This window comes from Thermogemmata fonticola (genome assembly GCF_013694095.1).
Taxonomy (GTDB): domain Bacteria; phylum Planctomycetota; class Planctomycetia; order Gemmatales; family Gemmataceae; genus Thermogemmata; species Thermogemmata fonticola.
Genome location: NZ_JACEFB010000002.1, coordinates 563069 through 583523, shown reverse-complemented (window position 1 = coordinate 583523; position 20455 = coordinate 563069). Strand labels below are relative to the sequence as shown.

The 20455-nt window shown below is 63.8% G+C and carries 19 protein-coding genes; 13 read left to right on the top strand and 6 right to left on the bottom strand.

Annotation, left to right across the window (positions count from 1 at the left end):
* Positions 1-373 precede the first annotated feature (373 nt).
* Both H0921_RS05775 and efp read right to left on the bottom strand, forming a co-directional pair.
* Complete coding sequence (locus tag H0921_RS05775) at positions 374-1174, bottom strand: SAM hydrolase/SAM-dependent halogenase family protein (RefSeq protein WP_194537069.1); 801 nt, start codon at positions 1172-1174, stop codon at positions 374-376.
* Positions 1175-1400: 226 nt separating this feature from the next.
* Complete coding sequence (gene efp / locus H0921_RS05770; RefSeq protein ID WP_194537068.1) at positions 1401-1976, bottom strand: elongation factor P; 576 nt, start codon at positions 1974-1976, stop codon at positions 1401-1403.
* A 315-nt stretch (positions 1977-2291) separates the two neighbouring features.
* Here efp and H0921_RS05765 point away from each other — a divergent pair, with 315 nt between their 5' ends.
* The 6 genes from H0921_RS05765 (at position 2292) to H0921_RS05740 (ending at position 7759) form a co-directional block, all read left to right on the top strand.
* Positions 2292-3596: an adenylosuccinate synthase gene (locus tag H0921_RS05765; RefSeq protein WP_194537067.1), complete on the top strand. Its 1305-nt coding sequence runs from the start codon at positions 2292-2294 to the stop codon at positions 3594-3596.
* A 10-nt stretch (positions 3597-3606) separates the two neighbouring features.
* Entirely contained in the window at positions 3607-3753 is a 147-nt protein-coding gene (locus H0921_RS05760) for a hypothetical protein (RefSeq protein WP_194537066.1), read from the top strand.
* Positions 3750-4520, top strand: coding sequence for an isoprenyl transferase (locus tag H0921_RS05755; protein ID WP_315851851.1), 771 nt, complete (start codon positions 3750-3752; stop codon positions 4518-4520). The genes H0921_RS05760 and H0921_RS05755 overlap by 4 nt, the downstream gene beginning before the upstream one ends.
* A complete protein-coding gene (locus H0921_RS05750; protein ID WP_194537065.1) occupies positions 4517-5416 on the top strand; it encodes a phosphatidate cytidylyltransferase in 900 nt (299 codons plus the stop codon). The genes H0921_RS05755 and H0921_RS05750 overlap by 4 nt, the downstream gene beginning before the upstream one ends.
* 142 nt (positions 5417-5558) lie before the next feature.
* Entirely contained in the window at positions 5559-6518 is a 960-nt protein-coding gene (locus tag H0921_RS05745) for a PhoH family protein (RefSeq protein WP_194537064.1), read from the top strand.
* 212 nt (positions 6519-6730) lie between these two features.
* Positions 6731-7759, top strand: a complete 1029-nt coding sequence (locus H0921_RS05740; protein ID WP_194537063.1) for a class I SAM-dependent methyltransferase — start codon at positions 6731-6733, stop codon at positions 7757-7759.
* Between the two features lie 242 nt (positions 7760-8001).
* Here H0921_RS05740 and H0921_RS05735 read toward each other — a convergent pair whose 3' ends face one another.
* Positions 8002-8517, bottom strand: a complete 516-nt coding sequence (locus tag H0921_RS05735; protein ID WP_194537062.1) for a hypothetical protein — start codon at positions 8515-8517, stop codon at positions 8002-8004.
* 93 nt (positions 8518-8610) lie between these two features.
* Positions 8611-9621 carry an SMP-30/gluconolactonase/LRE family protein gene (locus H0921_RS05730; RefSeq protein ID WP_194537061.1) on the bottom strand — a complete coding sequence of 337 codons (1011 nt, stop codon included), beginning with the start codon at positions 9619-9621 and terminating at the stop codon, positions 8611-8613.
* A 338-nt stretch (positions 9622-9959) separates the two neighbouring features.
* On the opposite strand from H0921_RS05730, the gene H0921_RS05725 reads away from it, so the two are divergent.
* From H0921_RS05725 to rpsU, 3 genes are all read left to right on the top strand, one after another.
* Positions 9960-10751, top strand: a complete 792-nt coding sequence (locus H0921_RS05725; RefSeq protein WP_194537060.1) for an SDR family NAD(P)-dependent oxidoreductase — start codon at positions 9960-9962, stop codon at positions 10749-10751.
* A 444-nt stretch (positions 10752-11195) separates the two neighbouring features.
* Entirely contained in the window at positions 11196-11630 is a 435-nt protein-coding gene (locus H0921_RS05720) for a hypothetical protein (protein ID WP_194537059.1), read from the top strand.
* Between the two features lie 512 nt (positions 11631-12142).
* On the top strand, positions 12143-12343 hold the full coding sequence (gene rpsU / locus H0921_RS05715) for a 30S ribosomal protein S21 (RefSeq protein WP_194537058.1): 201 nt from the start codon (positions 12143-12145) through the stop codon (positions 12341-12343).
* Positions 12344-12538: 195 nt separating this feature from the next.
* On the opposite strand, the gene ppsA is transcribed toward rpsU, so the two are convergent.
* On the bottom strand, positions 12539-14965 hold the full coding sequence (ppsA, locus tag H0921_RS05710) for a phosphoenolpyruvate synthase (RefSeq protein ID WP_194537057.1): 2427 nt from the start codon (positions 14963-14965) through the stop codon (positions 12539-12541).
* A 411-nt stretch (positions 14966-15376) separates the two neighbouring features.
* On the opposite strand from ppsA, the gene H0921_RS05705 reads away from it, so the two are divergent.
* The 4 genes from H0921_RS05705 to H0921_RS05690 all read left to right on the top strand — a co-directional run bounded on the left by H0921_RS05705 (position 15377) and on the right by H0921_RS05690 (position 19395).
* Positions 15377-16366, top strand: a complete 990-nt coding sequence (locus tag H0921_RS05705; RefSeq protein WP_194537170.1) for a DUF1559 family PulG-like putative transporter — start codon at positions 15377-15379, stop codon at positions 16364-16366.
* A 283-nt stretch (positions 16367-16649) separates the two neighbouring features.
* Positions 16650-17096 carry a hypothetical protein gene (locus H0921_RS05700; protein WP_194537056.1) on the top strand — a complete coding sequence of 149 codons (447 nt, stop codon included), beginning with the start codon at positions 16650-16652 and terminating at the stop codon, positions 17094-17096.
* Positions 17097-17224: 128 nt separating this feature from the next.
* Positions 17225-17734, top strand: a complete 510-nt coding sequence (locus tag H0921_RS05695) for a hypothetical protein (RefSeq protein WP_194537055.1) — start codon at positions 17225-17227, stop codon at positions 17732-17734.
* Positions 17735-17880: 146 nt separating this feature from the next.
* A complete protein-coding gene (locus tag H0921_RS05690; RefSeq protein WP_194537054.1) occupies positions 17881-19395 on the top strand; it encodes a leucine-rich repeat domain-containing protein in 1515 nt (504 codons plus the stop codon).
* Between the two features lie 118 nt (positions 19396-19513).
* Here the strand turns inward: H0921_RS05690 and H0921_RS05685 are convergent, their stop codons facing one another.
* On the bottom strand, positions 19514-20317 hold the full coding sequence (locus H0921_RS05685) for an MJ0042-type zinc finger domain-containing protein (RefSeq protein ID WP_194537053.1): 804 nt from the start codon (positions 20315-20317) through the stop codon (positions 19514-19516).
* Positions 20318-20455 lie beyond the last annotated feature (138 nt).

The window sequence follows — 20455 nt, the reverse complement described above, 5'->3', positions numbered from 1 at the left end:
TGCCCGCACGGAGGACTGGCCCGGCCCTCCTCCCGGCGCTTCCCTTTCCCCGATCCCAATGGCTCCCTCTTCCATTCCATCCTGCTCCAGAACCTGGGCTTTGCCAAGACCTCTTGACCGCAGAGGCGGAGGTCAAATCGCTATCATTCCCCGCTCCATCGCTGCGATAGGCACAATCGGAAGGTCCCCCCTTCGAAGGGATGCACGAACGGTGCGAAGTGCCGCAGCGCCCGCAGAAGGGCCTCTCCCGCCTGACGGACCACACCCGGCGGAGCGGCAGGCGGAGGTAAGGGGACCTCATCAAGGACGCCTGGCGACGGGGAACCGCCCCAAAACCGCGGAATGTCACGGCGGGTGCGGCCTCCAGGGAACGTCACAGGCTACTGGGTTGCCAGGTCAGGCGGACGCATTCGCCAGGGGAAACCTGCAACTGCCGGGCGGCATTTCCTTGCACCAGGGCGATCTCGAAGTAGCCATCGCTGGAAAAGAGGGAGACCAGGGTGCCTGGGGGCGCGTCCCCGTAGGTGCGTACCCACGGCAGGCGCAGCGGCGGACGGGACCCAATGGTCACGAGGGAGGGAAGCTGCGGCACTTGCGCCGCCGGGATGTTCGTGATCAGGTTGCCGAAGTCATCCACCGCTTGGATTTCCCCCTCACAGGCGGTGCTCGTGCAGACAGCGGGCTGGACAGCCAGTTGGACGGGGTGGGGATGGAGCGGTCCCAATTCCTCCGGCGGTACGCCGCGTGCAAGATGAGCAGCGGCCGGGGCGAAAATATCCCGACCGTGGAAGGTGGCGGACACCACTGGGCGCCAGAAACGAGCCTCGGTCAAGCGGCGGACGAGGGGCGGCTCGCGGGCCTGCCGCCACAGGAGGGTGAACAGGCCATTATCCGGCCCGAAGAGGTGCTGCCCGTCCACCTGGGTGTACAGGGCCGCCCGCTCCGTCCCCACGCCGGGGTCCACCACGCAGACATGGATCGTTCCCGCGGGAAAGTAGGGCACTGCCGTCGCCAGAAAATACGCCGCCTGCCGGATGTTCTGCGGGGCGATGGCATGCGTCAGGTCCACCACCCGCGCCGAGGGGCACAACGCGTAGATCACCCCCTTCATCACAGACACGTAGGGCGCGGAATAGCCGAAATCCGTCGTCAGAGTGATCAATGGCTCAGCCATTCACTCACCGCATCCCTTTTTTACGTCTTTCACGATATACTATGAAAAACATCTACATCTCGAAAGTTGGCCTGGAACAAATGCCAATCCCAGAGCAAACCTCAGGGGTGAATCCATTCACTTCCCCATTAGCGGAATCCCGACATTCCCCACAATGGGAAATCCAGGCATTCCCAGTTCCAGATTCCCTACGATTCTGAGACAGCATCTCAGCGGAAGTGAATGTTTACTTGGCGTCCTTGGCCCGGCGGAGATACTTGCCATCTTCGGTTTGCACCACGATCAATTCGCCGACTTCGATGAAGGGGGGCACCATAACTTTCAGGCCGGTTTCCAGCACGGCGGGTTTGTTTTGGGCCGCGGCGGTGGCCCCTTTGATTCCCGGCTCCGTCTCCACCACTTTGAGCGTCACTGTTTGGGGCAGTTCCAGGGCCAGCGGCTTGCCGTCGTAAAACGTGATCTTGCACGGGTCGTTTTCCCGCAGATACTTGATCTTGTCCCCCACCATGTCCGCTTGCAGGGTCACTGGTTCATAAGTCTCGGCATCGAGGAACACATAGGCATCGCCATCCTTGTAGGAATAGATAAAGTCTTTGGTTTCCAGATAGACCTGGTCCACTTTATCATCGGGATGGACACGTTCGTCGGTGATGGAACCGGTGTGCAGGTTTTTGACTTTCAAGTAGAGGATGGCCCGCCAGTTCCCCGGTGTGTTGAGATTGCGGTCGATGACGTAGTAGAGGTTGTCATTCATGCTAATGACCATACCAGGCCGCACATCGATCATTTTGATAGACGCCATGGGAAGCCCTCCAGTTGCCGGGGGTCGCTCCGCAACCGCCCGTGGTTTTGGGAATGGTCCGATTGATGGCATTGTATCAGTTCGGCGAGTCCCGTTTGGAGGGCGGCAGGTTGGGGGCGGTAGCTCGGCGGCAGCTCCGGGCGGTGCCGCTGAAGCTCCTTTGGCGTGGACACCCTTGACGCTTCCCCCGTGGACAGCTAGCGTGTATCGGGGTGGTCATGGAAGGACGCAGCCCGGTGCGTGCCGGGCTTTTTTACTGCTAGCAAAGGCATGCCGGGAGATCACGGGGATAGGACGGCAGGTGTTGGGTGCGATATGACGGCGACGTGCGTGGTCGGTTTGCAATGGGGCGATGAGGCCAAGGGCAAAATCGTAGACCTGCTCGGCGAGCAATTCGATTATGTAGTGCGGTACAACGGCGGGGCCAACGCCGGCCATACGGTCGTGGCGGGAGGGCGGACCTTCAAATTGTCCCTGCTGCCGACTGGAGTGATCCGCCCCAATGTCATCTCGGTCATCGGCAATGGCGTGGTGGTCTATCCGCCGCGTTTTTTGGAGGAAGTCGAACAGTTGCAGCGGCATGGTTTCGATCTGAGCCGGACGCTCGCTTTGAGCGATCATGCCCATCTCATTTTCCCGTATCACATCGAAGAGGACCGGCTGGCGGAAAGCGGCAGCGAAGGCCAAATTGGCACCACGGGGCGGGGCATCGGACCGTGCTATCAGGACAAAGTGGGGCGGCGCTGCGGCATCCGGGTCGGCGAGCTGTTCCATCCGGAGCATTTTCGGGAGCGACTGGCGCGGATTGTGCCTTTCAAAAATCGCCTGCTGGCCGCCATCGCCAATGGCCACCCCACGAGTTTCCAGCCCTTCGATGCCGAAGCCCTGGCCCAGGAGTATCTCGCCTATGCCGAACGCCTCAAGCCCTACGTCACCGACACCTGCCGCTTGCTCCAGGAGGCGGCGCGGCAGGGGAAGCGGATCCTGTTTGAGGCGGCCCAAGGCAGCCTGCTGGACGTGGACCACGGTACCTATCCGTATGTCACAAGTTCGAGCAGTTTACCGGCGGGGATTTGGAGCGGGGCGGGTCTGCCGACCCGGCATGTGACGCGGATCATCGGCGTGGTCAAGGCGTACACGACGCGGGTGGGCCAAGGGCCATTTCCCACGGAGCTGAACGACGGGCCGGAAGGATACGGGGAACGGATTCGGCGGGTCGGGAAGGAATACGGCACGGTGACGGGCCGGCCCCGGCGGTGCGGCTGGTTCGATGCCGTGGCGGTGCGCTACACGGCGGCCCTGGCCGGCGCGGATGAGATCACCATCATGCTGTTGGATGTGCTCAGCGGCCTGCCGGAGGTCAAAATCTGCGTGGAATACGAGCGGGACGGGGAACGCACTGTCCATTTCCCCAGCGATGCCTACGAACTCCAGCGCTGCCGGCCGGTGTATGAGACGTTGCCCGGCTGGGGGGAAGATATCAGCACGGCGCGCCGTCTGGCCGACCTGCCCCCCGCCGCCCGCCGCTACGTCGATCGGATTGCGGAACTCATTGGCCTGCCGGTGTCCATCATCTCCGTCGGCCCGGATCGGGAGCAAACCATCCGTCTTGCGGCGTGAGGCGTGTAAGATGGTGGTGAAGGAACCGGCTCTGCCGCGCTCGCTGGCCGAACCACCTCCCTGGCGGGTCGGGGGCCGGCGGGTACAGCGGGGCTTGAGACGGGCCGCCTGGCATCCGTCCCTACGCATCGGAACCTCGGAGGCATCCGCCGCGTGACTGTCGACCCTGCCGCCTACGCCGCCACAGTGGGACTCGACCCGGCCCGCTTGCCCCAGCACGTGGCCATCATCATGGATGGGAATGGGCGGTGGGCGCGGGCCCACGGCAAGGAACGAACAGCAGGGCATCTGGAAGGTGCCAAGGCCGTGGCTTGCGTCGTCGAGGAGTGTTGCCGCCTGGCCATTCCCTATCTGACCCTTTACTGCCTGAGTCTGGAAAACTGGAAACGGCCCCGCCAAGAGATCGACTTCCTCATGCTCCTGTTGCAGAAGTATCTGCACGAGCAGCGGCCCCGCATCATGGAGCAGAACATCCGCTTGGCGGTCATCGGTCGGCGGGAGGGATTGCCGGCGGAAGTGCAGGCGGCGATCGCGGAGAATGTGGCCGCCACGTCGGAAAACCGCGGTCTGACCCTCTGCCTGGCGATCAACTACGGCAGCCGGGCCGAGATTCTCGATGCTGCCCGCGCCCTGGCCGAAGCGGTCCGGGAGGGACGGCTGGCCCCCGCCCAGATCGACGAAGCGGCGTTCGCTTCCCAACTCTACACGGCGGGAATGCCCGATCCCGATTTGCTCATCCGCACGGCCGGAGAGATGCGGCTCAGCAATTTCCTCCTGTGGCAGATTTCCTATGCCGAACTGTGGGTGACGCCGCGTTACTGGCCGGAATTCGACGCCCCCCTGTTCCACGAAGCCCTGCGGGACTACGCTCGGCGCGAGCGGCGCTTCGGCGGCTTGGGGAAAGAAACTGACGACTCCGCATGATCCGAACCCGCTTGCTCATCGGCTCCGTCCTGGCCCTGCTGGCCGCCGCCTTGCTCTACCTGGATGGCTTCCTGGCGCCGTGGTATCCGCTGCTGGGCCTCACGGTGCTGGCCGTCTTCTGGCGTGCAGCCTACGAACTCCAGCAACTGCTCGAACCGGCCCATCGTCCGCCGCTGGGTCTGCTCGGCCTGGGCCTGAGCCTGTGCTGGGCGGCCAACTGGTGGCACCTGTTCGCCGCCTCCGCCTTCCCCGCTTCCCCCCTCTGCCCACCCTCCCCCTGGACGGCGGTGCTCTTCGCCTACGGCTGGGCCTTCCTTGCGGCCTTCCTGCGGGAAATGGCCTGCTACCCCCATGCCGGAGCAGCCCTCCCCCGCCTGGCGGCCACCACGCTGATCCTGAGCTACCTTGGCCTGCTCGGCTCCTGCTTTCTCCAATTGCGCCTCCTACCGCAGTCCGGGGAGGGGCCTCCAGCGCTGGCCTGGCTCGTGGCGGCGATCGCTGTGCCGAAAGTCAATGACATCACGGCTTACTTCACCGGCACGTTCCTGGGACGTACCCCCATGGCGCCCTACCTCAGCCCCAAAAAGACCTGGGAGGGGGCAGCGGGGGGATTGGCCGGGGGAGCAGCTACGGCGATCCTTCTGGGGCAGTGGCAGCCGCTGCTTTTTCCCGCCGGGCTGGGCGAAGCCGTCCTCTTCGGACTCCTGGTCGGCGGAGCCGGCATGCTAGGAGACCTTGCGGAGTCCCTCTGGAAACGGGACTGCCATGCGAAAGACGCCGCCGCGCTGCTCCCCGCTTTCGGCGGACTGCTGGACGTGATCGACTCGCTCCTTTTTGCGGCGCCGGTCGTCTATCTCTGGTCCCAATTCCCTCCGTCACGGTTCCTCTGGCCATGATGAGGATTTTAGCTTTCAAGCGATGGGTTGCGTTGTCGGTCTTCGGGAAGCCTCAACGTCTCCGGGAAGCTGGGAAGCCGGACGGCTGAGGGATAGGCCAGCCGATAGGCCTGGAACGAGGTCCTGCTGAGGTGAAGCGATCATGAGCGAAAATGTCGTCACGCATCCGATCACTCTCGACAGCCGAGAGGAAGCGGTGCTGCTGTTTGGACCGCGGGACAGCTACCTGCGGACGATACGGGATGCCCTGGGCGTCAAGCTGGTGGCGCGGGGGGACTTGTTGCAAATTGAGGGGCCGGTGGAAGCGGTGGAGAAGGCGGAGCGGGCCGTGCAGCAGTTGCGGCAGTTGCTGCGGCGGCGGGGACGCTTGCAGGCGGAGGATGTGCGGACGGTGCTGGATGTGGTCCGCGGTTCCGGCGAAGCCGCCGGCCACTTGACCCTCATGGAATCGGGCCGAGGACTGCGGGCACGCACCGATGGCCAAGGGCGCTACGTCCAAGCCCTGCGCACCCATGATGTCGTGCTCTGCGTCGGACCGGCGGGCACCGGAAAGACCTACCTGGCTGTCGGCTGGGCCGTCGGCTTGCTCCGCAGCGGACAGGTGCGCAAAATCGTCCTCGTCCGCCCCGCTGTTGAGGCCGGCGAACGCCTCGGCTTCCTCCCCGGCGATCTCGTCGCCAAAGTCAATCCCTACCTGCGCCCGCTCTTTGACGCCCTCAACGAAATCATGGATGCGGAAACCGTCAAGCGCTACATGGACAACGACATCATCGAAATCCTCCCCTTGGCTTACATGCGCGGGCGGACCCTCAACAATGCCGTGATCATCCTCGACGAAGGCCAAAATGCCACGCCGGCGCAGATGAAAATGTTCCTCACCCGCCTGGGGATCAATTCCAAAATCGTCGTCACCGGCGACCTGACCCAGACCGACCTGCCCCGAAGCATCAAAAGCGGACTGGAAGATGCCGTCCAGCGCCTGCGCGATGTCGAAGGCGTGGCCATCGTGTACCTGGATGAATCGGACATCATCCGCAATCCTCTGGTCACGCGCATCGTCAAGGCCTACGAAGAGCCAGCCGCCAAGGGGAAGCGCTCCTGACAGCCCGCCGCGCCAGGGGGGACTTCTCCCGCTTTTGCGCCATTTCTGCACGCGAGCCGCGGCGGCAAGCCACATTCAGCCGCTGTATTGCCTTCTCTTGGGGCAAGCCGGGACTGTCTGGCAATCGCACCGGGCCTTCCGTTCCACGGGGACTGGCATTGACGGCTCTCTGCCGCTCCGCTAGGCTGCGGGCCGCTACCTGGCACGGAGGCGTGATCGACCCGATGGTGGTTCCCAGTCCGGTGGAATACGCGGCGGATTCCTCGCAGTACGATTTCCGCTGGGAAGAGACGGATTGCCTGCTCTGCGGACAGGCGGAGGCGGAGTTGGTGCTGGAGGCGGCAGACCCGTTGCCGGGCGGCCAGCGGGGCTTGCGTTTTGCGGTGGTGCGCTGCCGCCAGTGCGGCCTGGTCTACACCAATCCCCGTCCTGATGCGGCGAGTATGTTCCGCTTCTACCCCCAGGATTACGCACCGCATGCGGTCCGGTTCCGCCGCCCGCCCCGCCCCAAGCCCTTATGGTTTTCGCGGCTGTTTGGCCGGCCCTGTCCGGAGCGCCGCGGGCGCCTGCCGTGCCAACCCCCCGGCCGGCTGCTGGACTTCGGCTGCGGCAGCGGAGCGTTCCTCCAGCGCATGGCGGCCTGCGGTTGGGAGACCGTCGGATTGGACATCGCCCCGCAGGTGGTCCATGCCTTGCAACAACGGGGCTTCCGCGCTCTGCTCGGCTCCCTGCCCCACCCCCAGCTCGCCCCTCGATCATTCCACGTCATCACGATGTGGCAGGCCCTGGAACACGTCCACCAGCCGCGCCTCATTCTCCGCCGCGCTTGGGAACTCCTCGTTCCCGGCGGCTACCTGATCGTCGCCGTGCCCAACTTCGCCTCCTGGCCGGCCCGCTGGTTCCAGCAAGATTGGTTCGGCTTGGACCTGCCCCGCCATTTGACCCACTTCACCCCGGAAACTCTGACGGCGATGCTGACCGCCGAGCAGTTTTGGGTCCACAGCGTTCGCGGCGTGGTCCACGTCGATTGGCTCCGCTCCAGTGCGCAGCGGCGGATCGCCCGGTGCGGGCCGCGCTGGTACCTCCGCCTGCTCCAGTGGAAGCCCGCCGCCGATGTCGCCGCTTGGCTCTGCTACGTCGCCGGCAAGGCGGAATGCCTCCTGGCCACCGCCCAACGGCCCCCGCGCGAAGCGCCGGCCCCCATTCCCGCTGCCTTCTCCGCTCAACGGACCGCCTCGTGACGGTGGATGGTCAGTACGTCTCCGACTGCCGCACTGTCGGACTGTCGCACTTCCTCTAGATCACCTTCGGAGATCACCGCCAGGACCGGACTGGAGAAAGCTGACACAAACCGTGGCAGCACCCCTGTTTTCTGGGAAAAAGCCGCTTCCCCAACTCCGCCAGCCGTTTCTTCCCCAAAGAATGGTTCCCCGAAGATCCACCATCGGGAGGTGAAAAGCACGGGATGCCGGGAGAGGCGCGCTCAGGACAGACCGGCAAACAGGATGGCGAGGTTGGCCCCCCAATCCACCCAGGCCATCTGCCAGCGTTCCGGCGTGCGGTAGAGGACGAAGACCCACCAGACGGCCCCGCGCTCGAACCGTTCCAAATAGATGAAGCGGACCAGCGAAGGACTGGGCGCCGTCACCCGCAACAATTCGTATTCGCCCAACGGCGGGCCAAAACTCCGCAGGGACAATTCCCGGTCCCGTTGCAGCCGCTCCAGGAACTTCTTCAAGTCCTCCTCGGCGACCACCGCTCGGCTTTGCTTGGCCTCCTGGGCGAACTCTTCCAGGCGGTGATTTTTGATGTGGGACAGGCAGCGTTCGACAAACTGCTTGGCTCCCTCATCCACGAGGGTCTCCGCGGCTTGGGGCGCCGGTGTCGGAGACTGCGGCGGAACTGCCGGAGGCAGCCAGCGACTCACCCCCAACGCCAGCACGGCCCCGCAAAGCCCCCCCACGGCCCCGGCTTGCCACCATCCTTTGCTCTCACTCATGACCACCCCACTGGATAGAACCCTTCGCTCGGTCCTTTCGCTCGTTCCTTTCGTCGTTCACCTGCTTTCTTCCTGATGTTCGGACCTGCTCCCCTACCCCTCCCCCAGGCGCACGACGGCGGGTTCCGGCGCGGTGGGCAAACTCGTCGGCGCCTGGAACAGGCACCCGGCGTTCGGATTACGCTGGCGGACCTCCGGGGGCATGCCCTCATCCGCCGTCGTGAGGATCAGCCGTGCCCGCTCACGGCCCGGCGGTGAAGACGGGGGCAGCAGCAGCGGGCAGGTCACCCGTGGGGAAAACGGCACCTCCCACTCCTCCACCGCTTCTCGGCTCTCCAAGTCGAAGCGCACCGCCCGGCCTACGTCCCGGTCCCCCGGATGATAGAAAGCGATGATCACGGACTGCTCATCCGCCGCACACATCCCATCGGGGAATTCTTCCCACCCGTGCAAATCGAGGGCCACGTCCAGGAACTGCGCTCGGCCGCCGGCGATGTCTAGCCGGTAGCGGCGCACCTGGCGCGTCGGGGTGTCGATGTCGTAGAGCATCCAGCCTTCCGCTTCCTGGCGTATGACCTTGCCGTTGGAACAGGTTTGTCCTTCGGCCAGAACATGGAGGCGGCGCTGCGGTACGTCGTACAGATACAAGCACCCCAGCGGTTCCCGGAAGAGCAGGTCCTTGGTGCCGAAGACGATGGCCCGGCCATCCGGTGTCACCTCGCCGTCATTGATCGTCGTGCGGGGATGCGGCCGCGGCAGATGGACCAACGGGGAGGACCACAGCCTTTTCTCCAAGTCGAACAGGCAGAGACAATGATCGAGACCGACCAGGACCACCCCGTCCCGATCGGTAGGCAGGACGAAGCCGGGCCGGCCCGGGCAGTCGAAGCTGAGCACCTCCACGGGTCCCTCCGCCTCCGTCGCCGCCACCATCAGCCGCCCCCGATCTGCCTCGCGGCCTGTCTGGATGTTGACCCAGATGACGGCCTCCCTCCCGTGCCAGCGGAAGAAGCGCGGCCCCTCCGGCAAAAACGCGTCTTGTTCACTCGCCGGCCGCTGCCAAACTTGCGCCACCCAGCGCTGAACCGCACCGCCCGTGCTCATTTCTCTCCGCCTCTGCTTGGTACCGAACTGCCCCCTACTGCCCATCCAAGCGCTTCCGTGCCGACATTCGGGAGGATTCCGTGCTGACGGCCTGCACCCTAGGGCTTACTATATTGGCCAAAAGCGGCGCAACCGCAGGACTCCCGTTTGGCAAGGCGATTCCGGGAGGCGATCCGGGTCGATATTCTCCCGCCGCCAGCAACGGAGTTTCCGCCAAAGGTGGGATTTCCGCCGCCGATAGCGGGGATTCCACAGCAAGGCGAGTTTTTCCGCCGCCGACAGGGGGGGCTTCCGCCGAGAGTGGGGGTTTCGCCGCGGTCTTCGGGGGAGGTGTTGGCATGCTCAGCGGCAAAGCGGCGTTAGTCACGGGGAGCAGTCAAGGGATCGGCCTGGGGGTGGCCCGCGCTTTTGCGGCTAGCGGAGCCAAGGTCGTCCTGACTTCGGAAAAACCCCTGCCCCACTGCCCCGAAGTCCAACGCATCCTCAGCGACTACGAACACACCCGCTACATCCAGGCCGATCTGCTTCAGGAGGGGGAACCGGAGCGCCTGCTGGCGGAAGCCTGGCAGGCCTTCGCCGGCCTGGACGTTTTGGTCAACAACGTGGGCACGTACAAAGAGCCGCCGCTGGAACAGCTCACCCGCCGGGATTTTGACTTCATCTTCGGCCTGAACGTCTGGTCGGCGATCGCCCTGTCTCGCGAGTTTGTCCGCCGGCTCAAAGCGGAGAAGCGTCCGGGGCGCATCCTCTTCAGCTCCTCGCTCAACGCCAGCCGCAGCGAACCCCAGCATACCCTCTACGACGCCAGCAAGGGGGCCATCAATGCTCTCTGTCGGCAACTAGCGGTCGAATTGGCTCCCTTCGGCATCACCACCGCCGCCGTCGCGCCGGGCTTGGTCGAGACGCCGCTGACCGATTTCGGCCTCAAATCCACCCCCAGCGAACGCCACGCCGTCATGGAACAGATTCCCCTGCGCCGCATCGCCTCCGTGGAGGATGTCGCCTGGTGGTATGTCTTTCTGGCCTCGGACAAGGCCGCCTATGCCACCGGCACCATCGTCGTTGTGGATGGCGGCCTGGATGCCCAGCAAATGGCCTTCCGTCCCATCTCGCCGTATGAAAAGGGCTGAAACCGAGCAAAAGGGCTAAAACCAGTCTGCCCCCAAGACAGAAAAACCTCCGGACAGAACAACCGTCGCTTCCCGTAGAGTTTCTCCAAACCGCAGATTCTCTCCAACCCGATGGGATGAATGCCGGAACCTCCCGCATGCGGCGGCCTGGATGTCGGACCCTTCCGCATACGACAGGATGTGGATGCCAATACCTTCCGCATGCGACGGCTTGGATGTCGGATTCTTCCGCATCCTCGGCTGTCTTGGCTTCCCCCCGTTCAGAAAGATGCTGCAACTTTTGTTGACAGCTCCCGCAGAGCCTTTATCATCGAGTTAGGTAAATGTTTCGCCGCCGGGAGCGAATGACCTACCTAGAGGAGCTTCCTCCCTCGGTCGCGGGGACACGAGGGTGAGGGTAATTGCTCTGGGCATCGTCCCAACTGCCACAGAGGAGTAACGACTATGGCCTCGATGGAAGAAGTCAAACGCCGCTTCGTCAACGAAATTAAGTTGCGGGCTTACGACGACAAGTACATCGACCGCAACGAGGAGAAGGAAATCCTGCAAACGGCGATCCAAATGGGTGTGAACATCGACTCCGCCCGCGCCGCCTTGGCCCAAGTCTGCGATGAGAACGACTACATCCTCGAAAGCCGCCTCATTCAGCAGATCAAGGACCAGCTCCAGGCCGCTATGGGAGACGATGGGCGCATCGATCGCAAAGAGTTCGACATGATCGTCAACACCGCCAAAAATGCCGTCAAAGGGCGCAAAAACGAACGCGAACTCCAGCGCATGGTCATCACGGTCATGGAGGATACCGGGCAGACCCAGGTCAAGCGCGGCTGGTTCAGCGACTGGTACAGCTCGCTCAAGCGGGAATTGGGCATGGCGTAATTCTCCCTTCGCCCCCTCTCCGGCAACCTCTCACGGGCGGCACATTCCCGACCGGTGGAGGGTTTTCTTCCGCCGGCGCAACGGTGCTGACTCTTCCAAGTGCGCCCCCCACCACGCAGGAAATACTCGCCGCGGGACGCGAAAACACTAGACTATAGCTTCCGGCAGCATCGAGATCGAGGGACCGGCGGCAGGTTGAGACGATGGCCCGCCCTCGTATAGGGTCCCCTCGCCTGGGGTCCGCACCAGCGTTGGGTCCCCTCGTATGAGGTCCGCACTAGCGGGGGAGAATGCGGTCAAAGGGTTCGCCGTCATGTTCCCCCTTCCGGCGAGACGATATAATAGAAATGCTGCGACCGAGCCGAAAACTAGGCACAAGCGCAGGAAGCGGCACAATCCTTCCTTGTACATCTGCTGCGGTGGCAGAGAGGGAAGGACGGTGCTGCTGTGTCCCTGTTTCTCTGGGTCTTTGGTATGCTAGTCTGTCCACGTGAAGGAAAGGAGGAGCGTGTATGGGTCTGAAGATGCGCGTGCATGACAAAGAACCGATCAGTGCTGCTCTGCGGCGGTTCAAAAAGCTGATCGAGCGCAGCGGCATGAAGCGGGAGTTGAAAGCTCACGAATATTACGAGAAGCCCTGCGAAGTGCGCCGCCGCAAGGAAGCCGCCCGCATGCGTGCCATCCGCAAGGCCCAACAAGCTGCGAAAAAGTGACCCCGCCGGGGCACTCCCCCCGCTTGAGTCCTTTGCTCCCTTCCCGACGCGGTGATTCATCCCTGGATTTTCCCCCCGAAGCGCCGGCTCAGTGCCGCCGGAGAGGTTGTTTTTTCCCTGCTTCCGCCACGACGACCAGCCAGAAGCGTCAAGTTTCCCCCTGGCCTGGGGCAGAGAGGGTCAAGATTCCTTCTTCTACCCGGCTGCCTGAGCGTCTTTGGCGATGGACTCCTGCTCTTGCTCCGCCGCCAGGATGACGGGCAGGGTCTTGAGCACGGCGTCGGGGTTGAGCGAGATGCTGTCGATGCCGGAGGCGACCAGGAAGCGGACCATCTCCGGATAGTCGCTCGGCGCTTGGCCGCAGATGCCCACGGGTCGGCCCCGCTGATGGGCCTGGCGGATCAACTCGGCGATCAGCCACTGCACCGCCGGATCGCGCTCGTCGAACAGGTGGGCGACCAGCTCCGAGTCGCGGTCCAGTCCCAGGGTCAGTTGCGTCAGGTCGTTCGAGCCAATGGAGAAGCCGTCGAAGACCTCGGCGAACTCGGCGGCCCGCAGCACGTTGGTGGGGATTTCGCCCATGACGTACACCTTCAGCCCCTCGGCGCCGCGGACGAGGCCGGCTTGGGCCATGACCTCGATCACCTTGCGGCCTTCCTCCGGCGTGCGGCAGAAGGGAATCATGAGGTGGACGTTTTTCAAGCCCATCTCGTCCCGCACCTGCCGCATGGCCTGGCATTCCAGCAGAAAGCCATCCCGATAGCGGGGATCGTAGTAGCGGGAGGCCCCGCGGAAGCCGAGCATGGGGTTTTCCTCCTGCGGTTCGAAATGGTGGCCGCCGAGGAGGTGGGCGTACTCGTTGCTTTTGAAATCCGACAGACGGACGATGACTTCGCGGGGGTAGAAAGCGGCGGCGATCCGTCCCACGCCTTCGGCGAGCTTTTCCACAAAGTAGCGTGGCTTGTCCGGGTCATAGTGGCGGCTGAGCTGGTCGATGCGGTCGCGTTCGCTTCCCGGCGGCAATTGGTCGAAGCGGGTCAAAGCCAGCGGATGGACCTGGATGGCGCTGGAAATGATGAATTCGATGCGAGCCAGGCCGACGCCTTGCACGGGGAGGAAGGAGAGGGCCAGCGCCTGGTCCGGGTCGCCGATGTTCACCAGCACGCGCGTTTTGGGCTGCGGCAAGGTTTGCAGGTCGAGCATCTCTTTGCGGAAGGCCAGGCGGCCGTCGTACACCTTGCCCACTTCCCCTTCCGCGCAGGAGACGGTCACCTCCTGGCCGGTGCGGAGCTGCTGCGTGGCGGTGCCAGTCCCTACGACGCACGGCACGCCGATCTCCCGGCTGACGATGGCCGCATGGCAGGTCCGCCCCCCGCGATTGGTGACAATGGCCGCCGCCATCTTCATCGTCGGTTCCCAATCCGGGTCGGTCATATCTGCCACGAGGACCTCGCCGGGTTGGAACTGGGACAATTCGTGGACATCGCGGATGACCCGCACCGTTCCGGCCCCGATTTTTTCCCCGACGCTGCGCCCCTGGAGCAGGAGGCGTCCTTTCTGTTCCAGATGGTAGACTTCCCGCTGCAAGTGTGGCCGGCGGGTATGCACCGTCTCCGGGCGGGCCTGCACGATGAATAGCTCGCCGCTGCGGCCATCCTTGGCCCACTCCAGGTCCATGCCCACCCAGTGCCCTTGCCGCCGGGAATAGTGCTCCTCAATCAGGCATCCCCAGCGGGCCAGGGTGAGCACTTCCTCGTCCTGGAGCGTCAGGCGTTCGCGCTCCTCCGGCGGGGTCGGCACCGCCTTGGTCCCCCCGCCGCGGCGATAGATCAGCCGCTCTTGCTTGGCCCCGATGCTCCGCTTGAGGATCGGACGGAAACCAGCCCGCAGGGTCGGCTTGAACACCATGTACTCGTCCGGGTCGACCCGTCCCTTGACCACGCTTTCGCCCAGGCCCCAGGCACTGTGGATGAGCACCACGTCAGTAAAGCCGCTCTCGGTGTCCAGCGTGAACAGCACGCCGGCGCAGGCCAGGTCCGAGCGGACCATCCGCTGCACCCCCACGGACAGCGCCACCGCCATGTGCTCGAAGCCCCGGTCCACGCGGTAGGAAATCGCCCGGTCGGTGAACAACGACGCCATGCAGCGCTGGACCGCCTCCAGCACGCCCCGTTCCCCGCGGATGTTCAGATACGACTCCTGCTGCCCCGCGAAGCTCGCTGTGGGCAGGTCCTCCGCCGTCGCGCTGGAGCGTACCGCCACCTCGATCTCCGCCCCGGCTTCCTGGCACAAGGACCGGTAGGCTTCCACGATCTCTCCGGCCAGCTCCGGCGGCAACGGCCGGCTCAGGATCGCCTCACGAATCCGCCGCCCGCGCTCCGCCAGTTCCTCCAAATGGCGGGTGTCCAAACCGGCCAGCTCCCGCTGGATGACCTCTTCCAACTGATGGACCCGCAGGAAATGCCGGTATGCCTCCGCGGTCACCGCGAAGCCATTGGGCACCCGCACCCCCACCGGCGTCAACTCCCGATACAACTCCCCCAGCGAGGCATTCTTTCCGCCCACCAACCCGACATCGGACAAACTCAGCTCCCGAAACCAGCGAATCCAGCGGCTTGCCATCACGTCCCCTCCCCAGCCGCGCACGTGCTGTTAGACTCACTGCCCTCAGTCACCCCACCGGACCCACCATACCACACTCCGAGGTCAAGCAACATTCGGCAAAGCCTGTGCCAGAAACTCCTTCGGTCCCTCGGCGGTGAGGAAGCGCCCTTTTCCCTCCTGCCGTTCCCGTCTCCAGAACCTACTCTGGCACAACGAGTGCTGCTTCCGCCCATGGCGTCGGTTTACTGATCCGCCCTCGCACAATGTCCCCCCGGCCCGCTGAGCACTCCATGCCAAAAGGTGTACACCTCGCCTTTTTCCGCTTTTTGTAAGACCCGCCGCTCCGTCGGGTATTGACCTGAAGAAATGATGTTTCTACGAATAACTCAGCGTGAAGAGGCACAAGGTTTAGCAACTGGGAGTGACACCATGCCATCATTTTCCTCTCCCCGCCGTCGGGGCGGTTCAACCGCGTTTACGCTCATCGAGCTGCTGGTCGTCATTGCGATCATTGCGATCCTGATCGGCCTGCTTTTGCCTGCGGTGCAGAAGGTACGGGATGCCGCCGCTCGCGCCACCTCGATGAATAACCTCAAGCAGATCGGCCTGGCCGTGCATAATGGCCACGACCAATACGGCGTCCTGCCGCCCGCGGTGGCCTTCTGGTGGAACAATCCCCCGTATCGGGGCGGCTACACGAATAGCGACGGCACTTTCTTCTTCTGCCTGCTCCCCTTCTTCGAGCAAGGGGTGATTCAGGCTTCCATCACCAACTGGCCCGGCAGCGGTTTGGGCGCGATCAACGCTACGCAGGCTGCCATGAGCGTGCCTCTCAAAGTCCTGCAAGCTCCGAATGACTCTTCCGATCCGGGCGGAGGAGTACTGGTCGGCGGCTTCAATAACCCGCCGATATCCTGGATGTGGACGACCAACCCGGTGGACGTGGCCCTGGCCAGCTATGCCTGCAATTGGCAGGTCTTCGGCCGTCCCGAAGCCTACCCCAACAACATTTGGGACTGGAACAACGGCGCGGGCGCGAAGAAACTCGTCGGCATCACCGATGGTACCTCCAACACTGTCTTTGTCGCCGAGAAGCGGATGCGCTGCCAAAATGGCGGCGTCGGTTGGGGCCATCCGGCGGATGACAAGTTCTGGCCTGTCTTCGCCCGCATCAACCTCGGCTGGACCAGCAATCCCGCCGATCCCAATTACCGCCTTTTCCCCGTCCCCCAGGTCAACCCTCGTCCTGCTGACTGCAACCTCTGGCAATTCCCGGCTCAGGGGCATAGCACCAGCGGCACCCTGGCCCTGCTCGGCGACGGCAGCGTCCGCATGGTCAACGCCAATATCTCCGTCGCCACCTGGAGCCTGGCGGTGCTGCCCAACGATGGCGGCCTGCTCGGACCCGATTGGAACTGAGCACGGTCCTTGCGATTCCCGCTCCCACTCTCACCTGGCCAGCGTGGCTCACTCTCCCGCTGCTGGGAAGAAGAGCGGACCGTCATGTTGCCGGAGATTGACGATTCACTCGGAGCTGCTCGGAACACGGAGAGGGGGGTGCTCCCCCTCCCGCATCGGGCCCCCCTGGCGCTGGCTTGTCACGGAGAGAGTGTCGCGGGAGAGAGTCCCGCAAGTGAAAAGCGAACAGCACGAAGAGCAAACAGCCCTGCCACACCACCCTGAAGACGAAGGAGGCTTTCCCTTGATCGACATACACCGGCTCTGCGTTTCCCACCGTCGGCGCGTTGCGGCATTCCTGTTAGCGGCGGCGTCCTGTGCACTTTCCCTGACCGGATGTGGCGGCGGCTCCTCCAGCGCGGGAGTCAGCGTCACGGGCAAGGTGCTGTTGGGGGACAAACCCGTGGAGGCCGGTCTGATTACCTTTGTGACTGACGATGGACGCAGCGCGTCCGCCCAGCTCGGCCCCGGCGGCGAATTCACCCTGCCCAACGCCCCCACCGGCAAGGTGTACATCGGCGTCAACACCCAGATGCTCCGCGGCCAGCAGCAGCTCCACCTGCAACAGAGCAAGGGGAAGGAAGTGCTCCAGTTCGTGGACGTGCCCCCGCGCTATGCCGATCCGAAAAGCTCCGGGCTGACGGAAGTCATCGAGGCGGGTAAAACGATAGAAATCCGCCTGCGTCCGTGAATCCGACGAGTCGCTCGCTGTTCCCCGCCGGCTTTCTGGTTCCGCGTCGGTTGACGGATTGATCCCGGCCTGACGGAGGCCGGCCTGATGCCGGGGGAGCGGTGCATGCCTGGAGGGGTCGCCCCGCGATGGACTGGCCGTTCCCGTTCGATCCCAACCGTTACGGTCCGGAAGTGGCCGAGCTTTTGCGCGAGGAGCGCCTGCCGGAGTTGGGGCCGGGCCAGCCGGTGCTCTCCCGCCAACCCTCCCTCGCTCGCTTGCAGCTCCCCGCTCCCTGCCTGGCGGGCCTGTGGCTTTACTTCGACTTCCTCGAGCAGTCGCACCAGATCAGCCAAAGCCTGCCCACTGCGGAAGGCAGCTTCTGGCATGCCATCCTGCACCGCCGGGAACCCGACGCTTGGAACAGCAAATACTGGTGGCGGCGTGTCGGTGCGCATCCGGTGCTGGAACAGCTCCAGCGGCTCGCGCCCCACCTCGGCTACCGCTTCACCTCGCCGGACGCCTTCGTGGACTTCTGCGAAGCGGTCCGCGGCACCGGCTCCGACTCGGAAATGCTCGCCCGCCGCGTCCAGCTCCTCGAATGGCAATTGCTCTTCGACCACTGCTACCGCCAAGCCCAAAACCCCGCCGCCCGCTGACATCCGCTGTTCACTCAGCAGCCCACCTCCAGTCTCAAGCGCTCCACCATCCCCTGACCGCCCCAACGTTTTTCTGGCTACGCCAACTCAAGTGCCTGGGCCATTTGATATATTTTTCTCAAACGTACCTGCGCGGAGAGCGGACCATGACGCCACGCTGTCATTTCCCCCTGCTCGCCTCGATCCCCCTGTTCCTGGGACTCCTCGAAACCCCGCCGGCAGAAGCCCAACCGCAGCCGCCACACGAGACGGATCAATCTCCCAAAGCACCATCGGAGCCGCCAAAAACGGCAAACCCGCCCACGCCTCTGCCCGCCGCAGTGGCCCACAAGTGGCGAGAAGCCGGCGCCCAGATCGGCTGGATGCGGCAAACCCCGCTCACCCTGGAGTGGGAATTTGTGCCTCTGGAGCAAGGCCAGCCGGGCGATTTGCCAGCCCTGGCCTATAGCCACGATGAGCCGCTGCCGCCACTGCCCGATCCCGGCGTGCCCTTTGGCCTGGACCTCCGCTTCAGCCCGATCACCAAAGCGGCGTTGAAAAACGTGGCCGCCTTGAGGAGTCTGCACGTCCTCGACCTAAGTTTCTCCGGCCTGAGCGATGCTGAACTCCAGGAGTTGGCAGGACTGACGAACCTGCACGCCTTGGAGCTGAGCCACTCTGCGATCACCGATGCGGGGCTGAAGGGACTCGCCGGGCTGAAAAAGCTGCAAGTGCTCGGCCTGTACGGTAATTCGATCACGGATGCGGGGGTGGCCGCCTTGGCCGGTCTCAAGGACCTGCGCTCGCTGAATCTGAGCCAAAGCCGGATCACTGATGCGGGGATGAAAGTGCTAGCCGGTTTCAAGAACTTGCAAGCGTTGAATCTGAACTTTACGCAGATCACGAATGCGGGGCTTCGGGAGTTGGCCGGGCTGACCAAACTGCGCGTGCTGGACCTGGTCAATACCCGAATCACGGACTCCGGGCTGCAAGTAGTGGCCGGCTTCCCCGACCTGCACGTTCTGAACCTGAGCGGAACCTGGACCACCAATCGGGGGCTGAAAGAGCTGGCCGGACTGAAGAAGCTACAGATGCTCGGCCTGAGGTATACCTGGATCACCGACTCCGGCTTGAAAGTCGTGGCCGGCTTCCCCCATCTTCAGACGCTGGATTTGAGCCAAACCTACATCACCAACGCGGGGCTGAAGGAACTGGCCGGACTCACGGAGCTGCAAACCCTGCACCTCGACCGCACCCGCATCACCGATGCCGGACTCCGGGAGTTAGCCCGGCTGAAGAAGTTGCAAGCCCTTTTCCTGGAAGACACCGCCATCACCAATGAAGGCTTGAAGGTGCTCGCCGGTTTGCCCCGCCTGCAACGGCTGGAGCTGCGTGGCACCCGCATCACCGACGCCGGGCTGAAGGAGCTGATACCGATCGCCAGCCTGCAATCGCTGAACTTGGCGCACACCCGTATCACCGATGCCGGACTCCGGGAGCTAGCCGGACTCAAACATCTGCAACAGCTGGAGCTGCGCGGCACCCGCATCACCGACGCCGGGCTGAAGGAGCTGGCAGCGCTGAAGAATCTGCAAATGTTGATCCTTTTTGACACCAGGGTCACCAGGGCGGGAAAGCAGGAGTTGCAAAAGGCGCTGCCGAAGTGCCGCATCATTCCGTGACCAGGGCTTGTCACCGGGCGATGTGTGAGGCCGCGGCGGCTGGAAGTGGGAGTCGTCCGCGGCGCGAGGGCGGGGCGCAAGGGCAGAGTCGGGCTATGCCGTCCTCGTGGCTCGTCATTCAGCGGCGGGAGGGCTTGAATTTGTGAAGGGGGTCGGTCTGACTTGCCAAGCCCAGAAGGGCCACTCGCCAGGCGCGCACAGCTTGGGACACGTTGGGGTCCTTCATCGCTTCCGGGTCATCTTGCAATTGTTGTTCGGCGATACCGACGCGTACGAGGGCTTTTTCCATGCGTTCCTCATAGCGGCGGAGCGCCGCTTTGATGGCGGCCTCTTCCGCTTTTGCGTCCTTGTATTTGTCCGTCCAGGCTTGCAGCCGTTTGGCTTGTTCGGAGAGTTTTTGGGCGGCGGCGGACCGCTTTTGAGGTTGCCGGGCGTCTTCCAGCGCGGTCGCAGCCGTTTCAAAAATGTCGCATAACTCCCCGTAGGCGGACGAGGCGGTGCCCGCAAAACCCAAAAAAACCAGAAGCAAATATACTCCCCCGATGACGCCCAAGATGGCGGCTATCACCCCGCCGACGACTTTGACGGTCTCCAGGGAATCGGCCTTTTTTGCAGCCTTGCGGGACTTCCGCGGTTTCGTCGGCAGGGGGACCGATTCATCTTCATCTTCAACCACCTGAGCCACCAGGGGCGGAGACGACGCCCGGTCGATGACTTCCCACCCCGGCCCTTGCTCGGTCGGCTTCTGCTCGGTGCGTGCCACCGGATTGTCACCGGTTCCGTCCTGATGGCCTCGTGGTTCCGCGAGCAGAGTCACTGGGAAGCTGTGCCCGCATTTCGGACAGCGAATCGCCTGGCCCACCTTCTCGTCGGGGACGCGCAAACGCACACGGCATTGCGGGCACGTTTGAGAAATGGGCACGATAGGGCCCTCCTGGGGATAGGGGCGAACTGATATTCTGGAAGGGCGGGGATGATTATGACTGTCACATTACCAAAAAAATACGCCGAGAGCAAGACGCGGAGGAAATCCGAACTCCACGGGAACAATGCGGTCGGA